Below are 14883 nucleotides of genomic sequence, written 5' to 3'. Positions count from 1 at the left end.
CCGGTCTCGGGGGCCGGACCGCACGGGGCGCCTAGCGGCCGTAGATGCGGTCGAGCACCCGCGCCACCTCGACCAGGCGCTCGGCCGCCGGGTCGAAGCCGGCGCCGGCGGCGAGGCGCCCCGCCCAGTTCGCGGCGGCGCGGCCACCCCAGCTATCCGGCGGTTCCGCCAACACCTCGCGCGAGGTGCCGCGGTAGCGCTCCGCCACGAAGTCGTAGAAGGAGCCGTCGCGGTTGCGCAGCGCGGCCCCGCCCCCGGTGCCGTAGAAGCTGGCGCCGATTACCGCGTCGCAGCCCGCCGGCAGCTTCCAGGAACAGGCCAGTTGCACCGCCGTGCCGCCCGCCAGCTCGATCGTGGCCAGGGCGTAGTCCTCGACCTTACCGTCCTCCGGCCGCAGCACCGCGCCGCCCGAGAAGAGCCTGCCGGACACCGCCGTGACCTCCGGGAAGTCCAGCACCCAGAGCGCCAGGTCCACCAGGTGCACGCCCAGGTCCATCACGCAGCCGCCGCCCGAAAGCTGCGGGTCGTAGAACCACGCCTTGTCCGGCCCGTAGGCATTGTGGAACACGAGGTCCACGGCGAAGACGTGGCCGAGCTCGCCGCCCGCGATCACCTCGCGGATGCGCCGCATCCCCGCCGTCGCGCGATAGGACAGGTCCACGTCGAGCAGCCGGTCCGCCCGGCGCGCGGCGGCCACCACGGCCTCGGCCTCACCCGCCGTGCGGCCCAGCGGCTTCTGGCAGAACACCGCGGCGCCGCGCTCCAGCGCCTGGATCGACTGCTCCGCATGCAGGGCGGAGGGCGTGGCGATCACCACCCCGTCGAGTTCCAGCGCCAGCATGGCGTCGAGCGAGTCCACCCGCGCCGCGCCGGGCGCCAGCGCGGCCGCCTGGTCCAGCATCTCGGCGGATGGGTCGGAGATCGCCACCGCCTCCACCTGTCCGCCCTCGAGGATCGCCGCCATGCGGTGGCGCCCGATCCAGCCGGTGCCGAGGAAGCCCAGGCGCGGCCTGCGCCCCGTCATGCCGCTCACCGGAAGCTCACCAGCGCCTTGAGAAAGCCGTCCGGCCGGTCGCGCGTGGCGTCCAGCGCCTCGCCCAGCCGTTCCAGCGGGAAGCGGTGGGTGTAGAGCGGCGCGGGATCGAGACGCCCCGCCGCCACCGCCGCCACCGCCTCGCGGATGCCTTCGACGTAGACAGCCGGGTCACGCTCATGCGCGTTGATCACGTCGATGCCGCGCCAGTTCCACAGCCACATGTTGACCTGACGCGGCCCGTCCTGGTGATAACCCGCGACGATGAGGCGCCCGCGTTCGCGCACCAGTTCGCCCGCGAGGTCGAGCGGCCACTGCTTGCCAACCGCCTCGATCACCCGGTCGCAGAACTGGCCGCCGGTCAGCGTCTTCACCCGCTCGATGATCGCGTGGTGGTCCTCCATCGGGATCACCTCCGCCGCGCCCATCCGCCGCGCGAGGTCCAGCGACCAGGCGCGGCGCGAGATCGCGATCACCCGCGCCCCGGCATCGGTGGCCAGGCGGCACAGGATCGCGCCCAGGAAGCCGATGCCGACGATCGCCACCGTCTGCCCCGCCTCGATGCCGCTGCGGCGGAAGATGTTGAAGGCGCAGCCCAGCGGCTCGCCGGGGAAGGGCTGGTCCGCCAGCGCTTCGGGCAGCGGCACGAGGTTGCGGGCCTCGGCAAGGTCGTACTCGGCGAAGGAGCGGTAGCTCAGCGCCGCCACCCGGTCGCCGAGGCGAAAGCCCTCCACGCCCTCGCCCAGCGCATCCACCGTGCCCCAGCCTTCGTGGCCGAGCTCACCGGGCGCGGCCGGGAACTGCATCCAGTCCGGCCCGGCCCAGGGCGTGAGGTTGGAGGCGCAGACGCCGCAGCCTTCCAGCCGCAGCCGCACCTGCCCGGGCCCGGGTTCGGGACGCGCGACCTCCTGCACCTCGATCCGCCCCGGCGCCGTCAGCACCGCGGCGCGCATGGTCGCGACCGCCTCCGCCGCAACGGGGGCCGGAGGCGCTTCGGTCGTCACGCCCATGCGCCGTGCTCCCGCATCGTGGACTCCGCCGGGGTCACGCCCCCGGATGCAGCGGCATCAAACATCGTCGGTCCGGTCAGCACGTGCAGCTGTTCAGGCCGCCGCCACCTGGGCGGAGGCCGGGGCGTAGCGGCGGATCATGGAGGCGCAGAACTCCGCGAACTCCTCCTTCACCTGCGGCGCGCTGGTGTGGTGCGGCGCGATGCCGCGGTGTTCCGGCGTGAAGCAGAAGGTGACGGTGACGTCGAAATCCTGCAGCGCCTCCATCTGCCGGTCGAACCAGTCGAGCGCATTGGGCCGGAAGCTGTCGGCCCAGGACAGGCCGGTGCGCAGGTAGGTAACGCCCATGCGCTTCATCCAGGCCACGGCCTCGTCCAGCCGGTGATCCTGGTAGTGGAACCACTGGCACAGGCCCATCTGCGGCGCGTGCTTGCGGAAATGCTCGGCGGCCGGCTTGGGCGAGCCGTCCTCGCGCAGCAGCCCCATGTAGAAGTGGCGGTAGTAGGAGGAACCCTCCGCCTCACGGTGGCGGGTGGTGGCGCCCCAGGCCTGCGGCAGGTCATACAGGCTGTACCAGTGGATGCGCGGCGCCTTGCCGATCAGCAGCTCGGCGGTGCGGTTGAGCCCCCAGACCTGCACCTCCTCGGCCCCGAAGGTCGAGATGCCGACCTCGCTCACCCAGATCGGCTTATTGGTAACGGCGCGGATCTCCTCGATCTGCGACGGCCACTCGTCGATCTTCCACAGGTTCCAGTCGAGCGGGAAGCCGTGCACCGCCACCGCGTCCACCGAATCCAGCACGCCGCGTTCCTGCATGTTGCGCATGAAGCCCGGATCGATCGGCGAGATGCCGCCCAGCACGCGCGTCAGCTTCGGGTTCACCGCGTGGATGGCGTCGCCGGCGCATTTCGCCATGTCGGCGAACATCACCCAACCCGGATCGACCTCCTGGTCCCAGTGGGACTTGTTGTTGGGCTCGTTCCAGATCATCGCGGCTTCGATCACGCGCGCGGCTCCTTCGGGGGATAAACGGCGGCGGCGCCGTAGGGGGCCTCGACGCGCCGGCAAAGATAGACCTCCTGCTCCGGGTGCGCCTCGATCCGGAAGCCGGCGGAGCGCAGCATCGCCTCCGTCGCGGCGGCGTTGGGCACCCACCAGTTGGTCGGGTCGTGGGAATAGCTGTGCTCGACGAAGTGCAGCTTCGGGTAGCCGGGCTGGTCGAACACCGCCGTCTCGCTGAAGTCGTAGTCCCGCTCGACCGGCGCGACATCCTTGGCGCCGCGCTGCATCGACTGGAACAGCAGCATGTCGCCCGCCACGTGCTCGTGGATCAGGTCCAGCGCCAGCAGCGGGTGCCGCAGGTGATAGAGCACGCCCATGAAGATCACGAGGTCGAAGCGCTCGCCCAGCGCGCCCACGTCGTAGACCGACATCTGCCGGAACTCGATGTCGAGGCCGCTGACCTCGGCCGCGAAGCGCGCCTGCGCCAGGTAGCGCTCGTCCCAGTCGATGCCCAGCACGCGCGCGGCGCCGCGGCGCTTCATCTCCAGCGAGTAGAAGCCGCCGTTGCAGCCGATGTCGAGCACCGACTTGCCCGTCAGGTCCGCCGGCACGGCATGGGCGAAGCGACGCCACTTCTGCGCCGGGTAGTCGTAAAGGAAGTGGTTCGGCGCGGTCTTCACGCCGTTGAGGTCGATGTTGTGGAACCACTCGCCCAGCGCTTCGGCGCGGCGGCGGATCTCGTCGGGCGACAGCTTCGTGGCCTGGCTCATCGCGCCTGCCCTTCCATGATGGGGGTTTGGGCGCCGTCGAGGCTGCGCAGCACCGCCAGCAGCTCGTCCACGCGGTGGGCGCAGCTGTGCCGCGCCCGGATGGTTTGGAGGCCGCTGCGAACCAGGGACTCGCGCAAGCCCGGATCTTCCCGCAGCGCCCGCAGGTGCCGTTCCATCTCGGCCCCGTCGCGCGCCACCAGGAAGTCCTGCCCCGGGCGGAACAGGTTCTCGGCGTCACTCCAGGGCGCGGAAACCAGCGGGATGCCGCAGGCCAGCGCCTCGAAAACGCGGATGGTCGGGATGCCCGGCAGGGTTTCCACGTAGAAGCGGCGCGGCACGTGCACCGTGGCCAGGTGCCGCGCGAAAACCTCCGGCGCCCGGGCGTTCGGCAGCCAGCCGCGATACTGCACGCCGTAGCGGCCGAGCATCGCCAACGCCTCCTCCGGGTAGCGCACGCCGTAGATCTCGAGCGGCAAGCCCACCGCCTTCGCGGGCGCCAGCAGGAAGCGCTCCAGCTCGGCGCTGCGCTCCCCGTCGCCCCAGTTGCCGATCCAGACCAGCCCTTCGCGCGAGCCCTCGTGCTCGGGTGGGTGGAACAGGCGGGTGTCCGCGGCCTCGTGCCACACGAAGACGCGTCCTTCCCAACCCCAGCGCCGGTACACCTCGGCCAGGGTTTCGCCGAAGGCCAGCACCGCGTCGTAGCCCGACAGGTCGAAGCGGCGGATCGCTTCCGGCTCGCTCACCGCGCGATGGTGGGTGTCGTGGAACAGCAGGCGGAAGCGCGCCCCCTGCCGGCGCAGCCGCCCCACCGCGGCCACGAGCTCCGGCTCGTTCCACTCGTGGACAATCACCACGTCGGCGCCGTCGAGGTGTTGCTCCACCGCGGCCGCGTCGTCGAAGATTTCGGTGCGAAGTTCCGGGTACTTCATCCGGAAGGCGTCGAGCCCGGTCTCGCCGTGGTCGCGCAGGAGGTTTTCCAGGCTCCAGGCGCCGCGCGGCTCGATTGCCAGAACCTCGTGCCCGCGCGCCACGAGGTCACGCAGCACGCCGCGCAGGAAATGCGCGTTGCCGTGGTTCCAGCAGGACAGCAGGGAATGCGTGAGGTAGACGAATTTCATGCGCGCGGCCGCCCAGTCCGGCGGCCCTCCGCGATGCGGCCCGTCACAGCGGGGCCGCTTCCGCCCGCGCCGCGATCCCGTGCTGCGACCGCAGCCAGTCCGCCAGCGCGGCCAGCCCTTCGCGCCAGGGCCGGGCACGGCCGAGGCCCAATGCCCGCGTCGCCTCGGTGGTGTCGGACACGTAGTAGTGCTGGTCGCCCGCGCGCCAGCCCGAGAAGCTGGTTTCCACCGGGTGCCCGACGATCTCGGTGATCGCGGCCAGAACCTGCCGCAGGCTGACCGCATTGGCCGGCCCGCCGCCGAGGTTGAAGGCCCGCCCGCGCACCGCGTCGATGCGCTGCCACGCCGCGACGTAGGCCGCCACCGCGTCGCCGACGTCCATCACGTCGCGCACCTGATAGCCGTCGCCGTAGATGCTGATCGCCTCGCCGCGCAGCGCCCGGATCAGGAAATGCGCCACCCAGCCCTGGTCCTCGGTGCCCATCTGCCGCTGGCCGTAGATGCAGCTCATCCGCAGCACCGCGGTGGGAATGTTGAAGGACCGGCCGTAATCCAGCACGTACTGGTCCGCCGCACCCTTGGAACAACCGTAGGGCGTGTGGAAGTCGAGCGGCCGCGCTTCGCCGATGCCGCGAGCGCGCACCGCGGGATCGCTCGGCTGGTAGGCATCGCCCACCCGCTCCAGCGCCACGTCGGCGAGGTCGCCATACACCTTGTTGGTGCTGGCGAAGACCACCGGCACCGCCTCGCCCCGCTGCCGGAGGAGGTCCAGCAGCTCGAAGGTCGCGCGGAGGTTAATGTCGAAATCGGCGCCCGGGTCGGTCAGGCTCGTGGTCACGGCCACCTGCGCCGCGAGGTGGAACACCGCACTCGCGTCACGCACCGCCTCGCGCAGCGCATCCCCGTCGCGCACGTCGGCCACCATCGTGGTGATGCGCTCCGGATGGCGCGCCCGCAGCCATTCGAGGTTGCGCTCCACGCCGCGCCGCATCAGCGCGTCGAAGACCAGAACGTCGTGCCCTTCGCTCGCCAGGCGATCCGCGAGGTTGGAGCCGATGAAGCCCGCGCCGCCGGTCACCAGGATCGGCCGCCGCCCCGCACCCAGGCGCGGCGACGAAACGGCAGAAGCCGTCGTCATGCCACCAGACCCCGCAGCTCCAGCTCGTTGCGCGCCTGGCTCACCTTGTCCAGCGATTGCTGCCGCGCCACCCATTCCGCCAGCTCCGCCAGGTCGGCGGTGAAGTCGGTGCGCTCGGTGCGGTAGCCCAGCTCCTGCTGGATCTTGGTGATGTCGGGGATGTTGTGGCGGATGTCGCCCGCGCGCGTCTTGCCGGTGATCTCCGGCAGCAGCCCGTCACGCCCCATCGCCCGCGCGAGGTCGGCCGCTACCTCCTGCACCGTGCGGTCCACGCCGCTCGCCACGTTGTACACGCCGCCCACCGCCTTCGGGCTTTCCAGCGCCAGCAGGAAGGCGCGCGCCACGTCCTCGACATGCACGAAGTCGCGGCGCTGCAAACCGTCCTCGAAGATCATCGGCGGCTGGTTGTTCTGCAGCCGCGCCGCGAAGATCGCCAGCACGCCGGTGTAAGGATTCGAGAGCGCCTGCCCCGCGCCGTAAACGTTCCACAGCCGCAGCGCCACGCCTTCCATGCCGTAGGCATTGGTCAGCGTCAGCGTCAGCCGTTCCTGCACGTACTTGCCGATGGCGTAAACGGAAGCGAGGTTGGTGCGCTTCCATTCCGGCGTCGGCACCGGCACCAGCGGGCGCCCCTGCGCATCCACCGGGTCCCAGGGCGCGTCGGGGCCGCTGCGCGGCACACGCACCGCATCCTCGACCATGTTGCCGTCGGCGTCGCGGTACATCCCCTCGCCGTAAACGCTCATGGAGGAGGCCACCACGACGCGCTTCACCGGGTTCTCGATCAGCTGCTGGAACAGCACCGCGGTGCCGTGGTCGTTGACCGACACGTAGCGGTCCACCGCGTACATGCTCTGCCCGACACCGACCTCGGCCGCGAGGTGGACGATCTTGTCCACGCCCTTGATCGCGCGCCGCACCGCGTCGCTGTCGCGAACGTCGCCGCGGATGATCTCGACCTCGGAGTCGAGGCCGTCGGCGCCGCGATGCGCGTGCACCTGCTCCAGGAAGCTGTCGAGGACGCGGACGTGGTGGCCCTGCGCCAGCAGGGCGCGCGACACGTAGCGCCCGATGAAGCCGGCACCGCCGGTGATCAGGATCGTTTCCGTCAAGGCACGCTCTCCAGCAGGTTCAGCCCATCGTTCTGCCCGGCAACGGCCGTGCGGCAGCACCCGGCAGGGATCATGTGGTGGCAGCCGGAACACGCGGACAGTGGTCCCGCCCGGCGCCCGGCGAAGGACATTCGGCCTGGATTCTCACCTGATTTTGCCCGCTTGAACAGGGTCACGCGCCGTTCACATTTCCGTTGCGGCACTTCAAGGCAGGGGTTCCTTGATTGCCGCTTCATGAAGCCCGAAGCTACATTCAAGCTCAAGTGCATCCGGTGTCGCACTCCGTCCCTCCCGGGATCATGCGATCCCGGCAGATGGCTGAGGGGAGTGCAAGTTCTTGGCGCCTGATTCAACAGTTATGGCCGCAGCGTGAGCCGCCAGCCCCTCCGCGTGGCCATCGTCGGCGTCGGCAACTGCGCCTCGTCCTTCGTGCAGGGCCTGCATTATTACCGCGATGCCAGCGCGAACGAGCCGGTGCCGGGACTGATGCATGTTGAGCTCGGCGGCTACCACGTACGCGACATCGAGATCTCCGCGGCCTTCGACATCCACGCGGCCAAGGTCGGCCGCGACCTGTCGGAGGCGATCCTGGCGACGCCCAACAACACGCAGGTCTTCGCCGATGTGCCGGCGGCAGGCGTCACGGTGCAGCGCGGCAACACGCTGGACGGCATCGGCCGCTACCTGCGCGACGAGATCGAGGAAGCCGAGGCACCCGTCGCCGACGTGGCGGCGGAGCTGCGCCGCAGCGGCACCGACGTGGTGGTATCCTACCTTCCGGTGGGATCGCAGCGGGCCACCGAATGGTATGCCGAGGCGGCACTCGCCGCCGGCTGCGCCTTCGTGAACTGCATTCCCGTCTTCATCGCCTCCAACCCCGACTGGCGCCGCCGCTTCGAGGAGCGCGGGTTGCCGATCATCGGCGACGACATCAAGAGCCAGGTCGGCGCCACCATCGTGCACCGTACGCTCGCCAACCTGTTCCGCGAGCGCGGCGTGCGGCTCGACCGCACCTACCAGCTGAACTTCGGCGGCAATGCCGACTTCCTGAACATGCTGGAGCGCGAGCGCCTCGAATCCAAGAAGCTGTCGAAGACTCGCGCCGTTACCAGCGAGCTCGACGTGCCGCTCGCCCCCGATGACGTGCATATCGGACCGAGCGACCATGTTCCCTGGCTGACCGATCGCAAATGGGCGCAGATCCGCCTGGAAGGCACGGGTTTCGGCGGCATGCCGCTCAACGTCGAGCTCAAGCTCGAGGTCTGGGACTCGCCCAATTCCGCCGGCATCGTGATCGATGCGGTGCGCTGCGCGCGCCTGGCGCTGGATCGCGGCATCGGCGGCGCGCTGACCGGCCCGTCCTCCTACTTCATGAAGTCGCCGCCGCAGCAGTTTCACGACAACGAGGCGCGCGAGCGGACGCTGCGCTTCATCGCCGGCGAGGCGTGAGGCTTGCGCGCGGCCACCACGGTCTTTCTCGTGCGGCACGCCAGCCATGACCGGGTGGGCGACACGCTGTGCGGCCGCATCGCGGGGGTGAGGCTGGGCGCGGCCGGACAGGCGCAGTCGCGCGCCCTGGCCGGCTTCCTCGCGGCACAGCGGATCACCGCGCTCCTCAGCAGCCCGATGGAACGCGCCCGCGACACCGCCGCGCCGGTGGCCGAGCAGACCGGCCTCGCCGTGCGAATCGACGCGGGCTTCAACGAGATCGACGTCGGCGAATGGGCCGGCCAGCGCTTCGACGCGCTTGCCGGCGATGCGCGCTGGACGGAATGGAACCACCGTCGCGCGACCGCGCGGGCACCGGGCGGCGAAAGCATGGCCGAGGTGCAGCAGCGCGCCCTCGCCGCCCTGGCACAACTGGTGGCGGACCATCCGGGCGGCCGCGTCGCGGTGGTCAGCCACTGCGACGTGATCAAGGCCGTGCTTGCCGCCCATCTCGGGATGTCGCTGAATGATTACATGCGCTTCGAGATCGACCCCGCTTCCGTGAGCACCCTGGCGGTCTGGCCGCAGGACGGCGATCTGCGTGGCAAAATCCTGTCGCTCAACATCCATCCCGACATGCCGTCGCAGGCGGCCGCGGCATGAGGATCGCCTTCTACGGCTCCAGCCTGCTGTCCTCCTACTGGAACGGCGCGGCCACCTATTACCGCGGCCTGCTGCGCGACCTCGCGGCGCGCGGGCACCAGATCACGTTTTACGAGCCCGACGCCTTCGACCGGCAGAAGCACCGCGACATCGACCCACCCGACTGGGCCGAGGTGCGCGTGTACCCCGCCACGGCCGAGGCGCTGCGCGAGGTGGTGGCGGAAGCCGCGCGCGCCGACGTGGTGGTCAAGGCCAGCGGCGTCGGCGTCTTCGATGATGAGCTCATCACCGGCGTGATGGCCGCCGCGCGCCCCGACGCCATCCGGATCTTCTGGGACGTGGACGCGCCCGCGACCCTGGCCGAGATCCGCCCGGTTCCCGACCACGCGCTGCGCCGCACCCTGCCCTCGCTCGACCTGGTTCTGACCTATGGCGGCGGTCCGCCGGTGATCGCGGCCTATGAGGAACTCGGCGCGCGGCGCTGCGTCCCCATCTACAACGCGCTGGACCCCGAAACGCACCATCCGGTGCCGGCCGACGACCGCTTCCGCGCCGATCTCAGCTTCCTGGGCAATCGCCTGCCCGACCGCGAGGCACGGGTCGAGCAGTTCTTCCTCGACGCCGCCGCGCGCCTGCCGGAACGCCGCTTCCTGATCGGCGGCAATGGCTGGGACAGCAAGCCGATGCCCGCCAACGTCCGGCATCTCGGCCACGTCTATACGCGCGACCACAATGCCTTCAACACCTCCTCGCTGGCGGTGCTGAACATCGCGCGCGACAGCATGGCGGCCACCGGCTACTCGCCCGCCACCCGCGTCTTCGAAGCCGCGGGCGCCGGCGCCTGCCTGATCACCGATGCCTGGGTCGGGCTGGAGCTGTTCCTCACGGAGGGCGAGGAAGTGCTGGTGGCCCGCGACGGCGCGGACGTGGCCGAACACCTGCGGACCCTGACGCCCGAGCGTGCGCGTGCCATCGGCGAGGCCGCACTTCGCCGCGTGTTGCGCGAACACACCTATGCCCGGCGCGGCGCCGAGGTGGACGCGCTGCTGCGGCAGCAATCGGCGCTGCGCGCCAGTCGCGTGCCGGCATGAGCGCGCCCCTGCGCGTCGTGGTGCTGGGGCTCAGCCTCAGTTCCTCCTGGGGCAATGGCCACGCGACCACCTATCGCGCGCTGCTGCGTGCCTTCGCCGCGCGCGGCCACGACGTGCTGTTCCTGGAGCGCGACGTGCCCTGGTACGCGCCGCACCGCGACCTGGAACATCCCGATTTCTGCCAGCTGGCCTTCTACCGCGACCTCGAGGACCTCCGGCGCTGGGAAGCGGAGATCGCCGCGGCCGAGGTGGTGATCGTCGGCTCCTACGTGCCCGAGGGCGTGGCGGTCGGCCGCTACGTGCAGCGCGTGGCGCGCGGCGCCACCGGTTTCTACGACATCGACACGCCGGTAACGCTGGCCAAGCTCGCGCGCGGCGACGAGGAATACCTCTCGCCCGCCGTGATCCCGGGCTACGACGTGTACCTGTCCTTCACCGGCGGCCCGACGCTCGATCGGCTGGAACAGCAGTTCGGCTCGCCCGCGGCACGGCAGCTCTACTGCTCGGTGGATGCCGGGTCCTATCGTCCGCTGCCGCTCGCGCCGCGCTGGGACCTCAGCTACCTCGGCACCTACAGCCCCGACCGGCAGCCGACGCTGGAGCGCCTCTTGATCGAGCCCGCCCGCCGCGCGCCGGAGCTGCGCTTCGCCGTGGCCGGTCCGCAATACCCCGAGGGCATCGACTGGCCCACGAACGTCGAGCGTATCGACCATGTGCCGCCGGCGGACCACCCCGATTTCTACGCGCGCAGCCGCTTCACGCTCAACGTCACGCGCGCCGACATGATCGAGGCCGGCTACAGCCCCAGCGTCCGCCTGTTCGAGGCGGGGGCCTGCGGCGTGCCCATTATCTCCGACCTTTGGGACGGCCTCAACACGCTGCTGGAGCCCGGGCGCGAGATCGTGCTGGCCCGCACGGCTGAGGACGTGCTTGACACGCTCCTGAACCAATCGGAAGACACCCGCCTCGCCATGGGGCAGGCCCTCCGCGCCCGCGTCCTGGGCGAACACACGGCGGAACACCGGGCCGCCGAGCTCGAAACGCACCTGCGCGAGGCTGTCACACGCTCAGCCAAGCGCGGCGCCCCCCGCCACATCGATCAGTCCTCGGAGGGACAGGTGCTCTCGTGAAGAACGGCAAAGCAAAGCTCGCCCTCGTTGCCGGTGGCGCCGGATTCCTGGGCTCGCACCTGTGCGACCGGCTGCTGGCGGAAGGGATGGAGGTGCTCTGCCTCGACAACCTCCAGACCGGGCGGATGGAGAACCTCCGCCACCTGGAGCGCGACAGCCGCTTCAACTTCGTCCAGGCCGACATCTCGGAACCCCTGCCCGCCGCGCTGAGTGCCAGCCGGATTCGCCCGACGCGCATCTTCAACCTCGCCTGCGCCGCCTCGCCGCCGCACTACCAGGCCGATCCCGAGCACACGATGCTCACCAGCGTGCTGGGTACCCGCAGCCTGCTCCGCCTGGCCGAGGCCACGGGTGCGCGCTTCCTGCAGGCCTCCACCAGCGAGATCTACGGCGATCCGGAGATGCATCCCCAGCGCGAGGACTACTGGGGCAACGTCAACCCGACCGGTCCACGCGCCTGCTACGACGAGGGCAAGCGCGCCGCCGAAACACTGACCTTCGACTTCGGCCGTGCCCGGCGCGCCGAGGTCCGCGTGGTGCGCATCTTCAACACCTACGGCCCGCGCATGCGCGCCGATGACGGCCGCGTGGTCAGCAACGTCATCAACCAAGCCCTCGCCGACGAGGACATCACCATCTACGGCGATGGCTCCCAGACGCGTTCCTTCTGCTACGTGGACGACCTGATCGAGGGCATCTTCCGGCTGATGTCGCTCGACGCCACGCCACCCGGCGCCGTGAACATCGGCAACCCGGTGGAGCTGACGGTGTCGGACCTGGTGGAAAAGGTCCTGGCCATGACCGGCTCGCGCTCGCGGCTGGTGCGCTGCCCGCTGCCCGTGGACGACCCGCGCCGCCGCCGCCCGGACATCACCCGTGCGCGGGAGCTTCTGGGCTGGAGCCCGCGGGTGGCGCTGGCCGAAGGGCTCAAATCCACCATCGCCTGGTTCGAGCAGGACATGGCGCGGCCGCACCGTGCCGCGGCGCCGCAGCCTTCCGCCATCGCGCTCTGATCCGCGGCCAGGACTGAACCCCGCACCGCCGCCCGGGCGGTGCTGCGGCCGCACCTGCCGCGAGGCGCGAGGGCGACCATGCTGGTTTACGGCGACCTTGCCAGTTCCGAATCTTCGGACGCGGTGCTGCGGCGGCTGGAGGCGATGCTGCGCGACCTCGCGGCGATGCCGCCGGGCATCGCGCGGCACGGACATCTGGTGGGTGCCTTCATCGAGGCCGGCGCCCTGGCGCAGGGCGTGGCGGACGAGGCTTTTGCCCAGTCGGGCCAGGATGACCTCCCCTCGCCCGCCCTTCAGGCCGCCACGGCGCTGCTGACGGCCCTGTCGGGGGCGGTCGGACGGTCCTGGCATGGCGCCTTCCACGACCCCGCACCCCTGCCCTGGGCGGAGCTGCGGCGGCTCGGTGAGGCCGCACTGCCGGCGCAGCTGTCGCGGCGATTGGCGGAAGGCTTCGGCTTCTACGCCGTGTATCCGGAGGCCTTCCTGCAGGCCGCGGCACCGCTCGCCCCGGCACCGGACACCCGCGTGATCGGGCTGCGCAGCATCGGCACGCCGCTCTCAGCGATGGTGGCAACCGGCCTCGGCGCGGGGCCGCCGGTGACGCTGCGCCCCACGGGGCATCCTTTCGCGCGACAGCTCTCGCTCTCCGCCGGGGCCGAGGCCGCGTTGCTGGAGGGCGCCGACCGCTTCGCGGTGGTGGACGAGGGGCCCGGCCTGTCGGGCAGCAGCTTCGGCGCGGTGCTGGATTTCCTCGAGGATCGCGGCGTCGCGGCCGAGCGGATCACCGTGTTTCCCAGCCACCACGGCGCCCCCGGCCCGCAGGCGAGCGAGCGCCACCGGGCGCGCTGGCCCCGGCTCGACCGTCGGGTGGTCGGCTTCGAAACGCTGCTGCGCGACGCGCCGGAACCGGCGCACCGGCTGGAACACTGGGCCGCGACGCTGCTCGGCCCGCCCACGGCGCCGCTGCGCGACGTCTCGGGCGGCGGCTGGCGCGCGCTCCGCTTCGGCTCCGAGAACGACTGGCCCGCGGTTCACCCCTTCGCCGAGCGGCGCAAGCTGCTGTTCCAGGCCGCCGACGGCCCCTGGCTGCTGAAGTTCATCGGCCTCGGCCGCCACGGCGAGGAACAGGCGGAGCGCGCCCGCGAGCTCGCGGCGGCAGGCTTCTCGCCGCCCGTGGCCGGCTTCCGGCACGGCTTCCTGCTGGAACGCTGGATCGAGGATGCCCAGCCCCTCCACCCCGACGAGAACCGCGAGGGCCTGCTGGACCACCTGGCCCGCTACCTGGCCTTTCGCGCCCGCAGCTTCGGGTCGGGTGGTTCCAGCCATGACAGCCTCCCCGGCGCCACGGTGCGGGAACTGTGGCAGATGGCGCGCCACAACGCCGCCGAAGCCCTGGGCGACTCGGTGGCCAGCCTTCTCGACCCATGGCAGGAGGTGCTGCCCCGACTCGAGGCACGGGTGCGCCGCCTGCGCACCGACAACCGGCTGCAGTGCTGGGAATGGCTGCGCCTGCCGGATGGCGGGTTGCTGAAGACCGATGCGGTGGACCACGCCGCCGCGCACGATCTCGTCGGCTGCCAGGACCTGAGCTGGGACCTCGCCGGCGCCGCGGCCGAGATGGCGCTGACGCCGGATGAGCTCCACCGGCTGCACCGGCGGGTCGAGTCGCTGTCCGGCACGCCGGTGGACGAAACGCTGCTGGCCCTGATGCGGCCCTGCTACCTCGCCTTCCAGCTGGGCTCCTGGAGCATGGCGGCGCAGGCGAGCGACCCGGCCTCGGCCGACCACGGGCGCGCGGCGGGAATGGCGGCGCTCTACGGCCAGCAGCTGGCGCATCTCCTGCGCGGGGAAGCGGCTTCGCCACACCCCAGCCGATGAGGGGCTTTCCCTGCCCCGCCATCCGGGCTAGAGAGGCGGCGGGGACCCGTAGCTCAGCTGGATAGAGCGTTGCCCTCCGAAGGCAAAGGTCGTACGTTCGAATCGTATCGGGTCCGCCATTTTTCCTTATTGCTGCGGCTCAAACGCAGGCTACGGCGTCAGTTGCCGGCCGTCAGGCGCAGGCCGATCACGCCCGCCACGATCAGCCCGGCGCTCAGCAGCCGCCACGCCCCGGCCGGCTCGCCCAGCAGCATGATCCCCACCGCGAAGCTTCCGGCCGCGCCGATCCCGGTCCAGACCGCGTAGGCCGTGCCCATCGGCAGGCTCTTCATGGAAAAGGTCAGCAGAAAGAAGCTGATCAGCGAACTGACGATCGTCAGCGCCGCCCAGCCCCAGCGGCTGAAGCCCTCGGATTGCTTGGCGCTGTAGGACCAGACCATCTCCAGCAGACCGGCGCCGATCACCATGAACCAGGCCATGGCCTTCTCCCCTGTTCC

The 14883-nt window shown here is 70.9% G+C and carries 14 protein-coding genes and 1 tRNA gene; 7 read left to right on the top strand and 8 right to left on the bottom strand.

Features of this window, described 5'->3' with window-relative positions; genetic code table 11:
• Window positions 1–31: 31 nt before the first annotated feature.
• From ACFFGY_RS21035 to ACFFGY_RS21005, 7 genes are all read right to left on the bottom strand, one after another.
• Window positions 32–1024 (bottom strand): Gfo/Idh/MocA family protein, encoded by a 993-nt coding sequence (locus tag ACFFGY_RS21035; RefSeq protein ID WP_377046499.1) that lies wholly within the window; start codon window positions 1022–1024, stop codon window positions 32–34.
• A gap of 5 nt (window positions 1025–1029) precedes the next feature.
• A complete protein-coding gene (locus ACFFGY_RS21030) occupies window positions 1030–2043 on the bottom strand; it encodes an MDR/zinc-dependent alcohol dehydrogenase-like family protein (RefSeq protein WP_377046498.1) in 1014 nt (337 codons plus the stop codon).
• 93 nt (window positions 2044–2136) lie between these two features.
• Window positions 2137–3048: a glycosyl hydrolase gene (locus ACFFGY_RS21025; protein ID WP_377046497.1), complete on the bottom strand. Its 912-nt coding sequence runs from the start codon at window positions 3046–3048 to the stop codon at window positions 2137–2139.
• The gene (locus ACFFGY_RS21020; protein ID WP_377046496.1) at window positions 3045–3815 is read right to left on the bottom strand and encodes a TIGR04290 family methyltransferase; all 771 of its coding nucleotides are present in this window, start codon (window positions 3813–3815) and stop codon (window positions 3045–3047) included. Before ACFFGY_RS21020 ends, ACFFGY_RS21025 begins: the two co-directional genes overlap by 4 nt.
• Window positions 3812–4933, bottom strand: coding sequence for a CgeB family protein (locus ACFFGY_RS21015; RefSeq protein WP_377046494.1), 1122 nt, complete (start codon window positions 4931–4933; stop codon window positions 3812–3814). The genes ACFFGY_RS21020 and ACFFGY_RS21015 overlap by 4 nt, the downstream gene beginning before the upstream one ends.
• Window positions 4934–4976: 43 nt before the next feature.
• Window positions 4977–6071: an SDR family NAD(P)-dependent oxidoreductase gene (locus tag ACFFGY_RS21010; protein ID WP_377046493.1), complete on the bottom strand. Its 1095-nt coding sequence runs from the start codon at window positions 6069–6071 to the stop codon at window positions 4977–4979.
• Complete coding sequence (locus ACFFGY_RS21005; RefSeq protein ID WP_377046492.1) at window positions 6068–7183, bottom strand: NAD-dependent epimerase/dehydratase family protein; 1116 nt, start codon at window positions 7181–7183, stop codon at window positions 6068–6070. Before ACFFGY_RS21005 ends, ACFFGY_RS21010 begins: the two co-directional genes overlap by 4 nt.
• A gap of 369 nt (window positions 7184–7552) precedes the next feature.
• On the opposite strand from ACFFGY_RS21005, the gene ACFFGY_RS21000 reads away from it, so the two are divergent.
• From ACFFGY_RS21000 to ACFFGY_RS20970, 7 genes are all read left to right on the top strand, one after another.
• Complete coding sequence (locus ACFFGY_RS21000; protein ID WP_377046491.1) at window positions 7553–8632, top strand: inositol-3-phosphate synthase; 1080 nt, start codon at window positions 7553–7555, stop codon at window positions 8630–8632.
• 3 nt (window positions 8633–8635) lie between these two features.
• Window positions 8636–9274 carry a histidine phosphatase family protein gene (locus ACFFGY_RS20995; protein WP_377046490.1) on the top strand — a complete coding sequence of 213 codons (639 nt, stop codon included), beginning with the start codon at window positions 8636–8638 and terminating at the stop codon, window positions 9272–9274.
• On the top strand, window positions 9271–10365 hold the full coding sequence (locus tag ACFFGY_RS20990; RefSeq protein WP_377046489.1) for a CgeB family protein: 1095 nt from the start codon (window positions 9271–9273) through the stop codon (window positions 10363–10365). The genes ACFFGY_RS20995 and ACFFGY_RS20990 overlap by 4 nt, the downstream gene beginning before the upstream one ends.
• Window positions 10362–11495, top strand: coding sequence for a CgeB family protein (locus tag ACFFGY_RS20985; RefSeq protein ID WP_377046488.1), 1134 nt, complete (start codon window positions 10362–10364; stop codon window positions 11493–11495). The genes ACFFGY_RS20990 and ACFFGY_RS20985 overlap by 4 nt, the downstream gene beginning before the upstream one ends.
• The gene (locus tag ACFFGY_RS20980) at window positions 11492–12508 is read left to right on the top strand and encodes a UDP-glucuronic acid decarboxylase family protein (protein ID WP_377046487.1); all 1017 of its coding nucleotides are present in this window, start codon (window positions 11492–11494) and stop codon (window positions 12506–12508) included. Before ACFFGY_RS20985 ends, ACFFGY_RS20980 begins: the two co-directional genes overlap by 4 nt.
• A 78-nt stretch (window positions 12509–12586) precedes the next feature.
• The gene (locus tag ACFFGY_RS20975; protein ID WP_377046486.1) at window positions 12587–14386 is read left to right on the top strand and encodes a hypothetical protein; all 1800 of its coding nucleotides are present in this window, start codon (window positions 12587–12589) and stop codon (window positions 14384–14386) included.
• 42 nt (window positions 14387–14428) lie between these two features.
• Window positions 14429–14505: transfer RNA gene (locus ACFFGY_RS20970), tRNA-Arg, on the top strand.
• A gap of 39 nt (window positions 14506–14544) precedes the next feature.
• On the opposite strand, the gene ACFFGY_RS20965 is transcribed toward ACFFGY_RS20970, so the two are convergent.
• Window positions 14545–14865 carry a DMT family transporter gene (locus ACFFGY_RS20965; RefSeq protein ID WP_377046485.1) on the bottom strand — a complete coding sequence of 107 codons (321 nt, stop codon included), beginning with the start codon at window positions 14863–14865 and terminating at the stop codon, window positions 14545–14547.
• Window positions 14866–14883: the final 18 nt, after the last annotated feature.

It is taken from the genome of Roseomonas elaeocarpi (assembly GCF_042433915.1).
Classification (GTDB): domain Bacteria; phylum Pseudomonadota; class Alphaproteobacteria; order Acetobacterales; family Acetobacteraceae; genus Roseomonas; species Roseomonas elaeocarpi.
The sequence above is the reverse complement of the archived record's forward strand: the minus strand, read 5'-3'. Positions and strand labels throughout refer to the sequence as shown.

Coding starts and splice junctions, on each gene's coding strand:
- ACFFGY_RS21015 (WP_377046494.1), bottom strand. CDS start 4,933: ATGAAATTCGTCTACCTCACGCATTCCCTGCTGTCCTGCTGGAACCAC.
- ACFFGY_RS20965 (WP_377046485.1), bottom strand. CDS start 14,865: ATGGCCTGGTTCATGGTGATCGGCGCCGGTCTGCTGGAGATGGTCTGG.
- ACFFGY_RS20990 (WP_377046489.1), top strand. CDS start 9,271: ATGAGGATCGCCTTCTACGGCTCCAGCCTGCTGTCCTCCTACTGGAAC.
- ACFFGY_RS21030 (WP_377046498.1), bottom strand. CDS start 2,043: ATGGGCGTGACGACCGAAGCGCCTCCGGCCCCCGTTGCGGCGGAGGCG.
- ACFFGY_RS21035 (WP_377046499.1), bottom strand. CDS start 1,024: ATGACGGGGCGCAGGCCGCGCCTGGGCTTCCTCGGCACCGGCTGGATC.
- ACFFGY_RS21020 (WP_377046496.1), bottom strand. CDS start 3,815: ATGAGCCAGGCCACGAAGCTGTCGCCCGACGAGATCCGCCGCCGCGCC.
- ACFFGY_RS20985 (WP_377046488.1), top strand. CDS start 10,362: ATGAGCGCGCCCCTGCGCGTCGTGGTGCTGGGGCTCAGCCTCAGTTCC.
- ACFFGY_RS20975 (WP_377046486.1), top strand. CDS start 12,587: ATGCTGGTTTACGGCGACCTTGCCAGTTCCGAATCTTCGGACGCGGTG.
- ACFFGY_RS21010 (WP_377046493.1), bottom strand. CDS start 6,071: ATGACGACGGCTTCTGCCGTTTCGTCGCCGCGCCTGGGTGCGGGGCGG.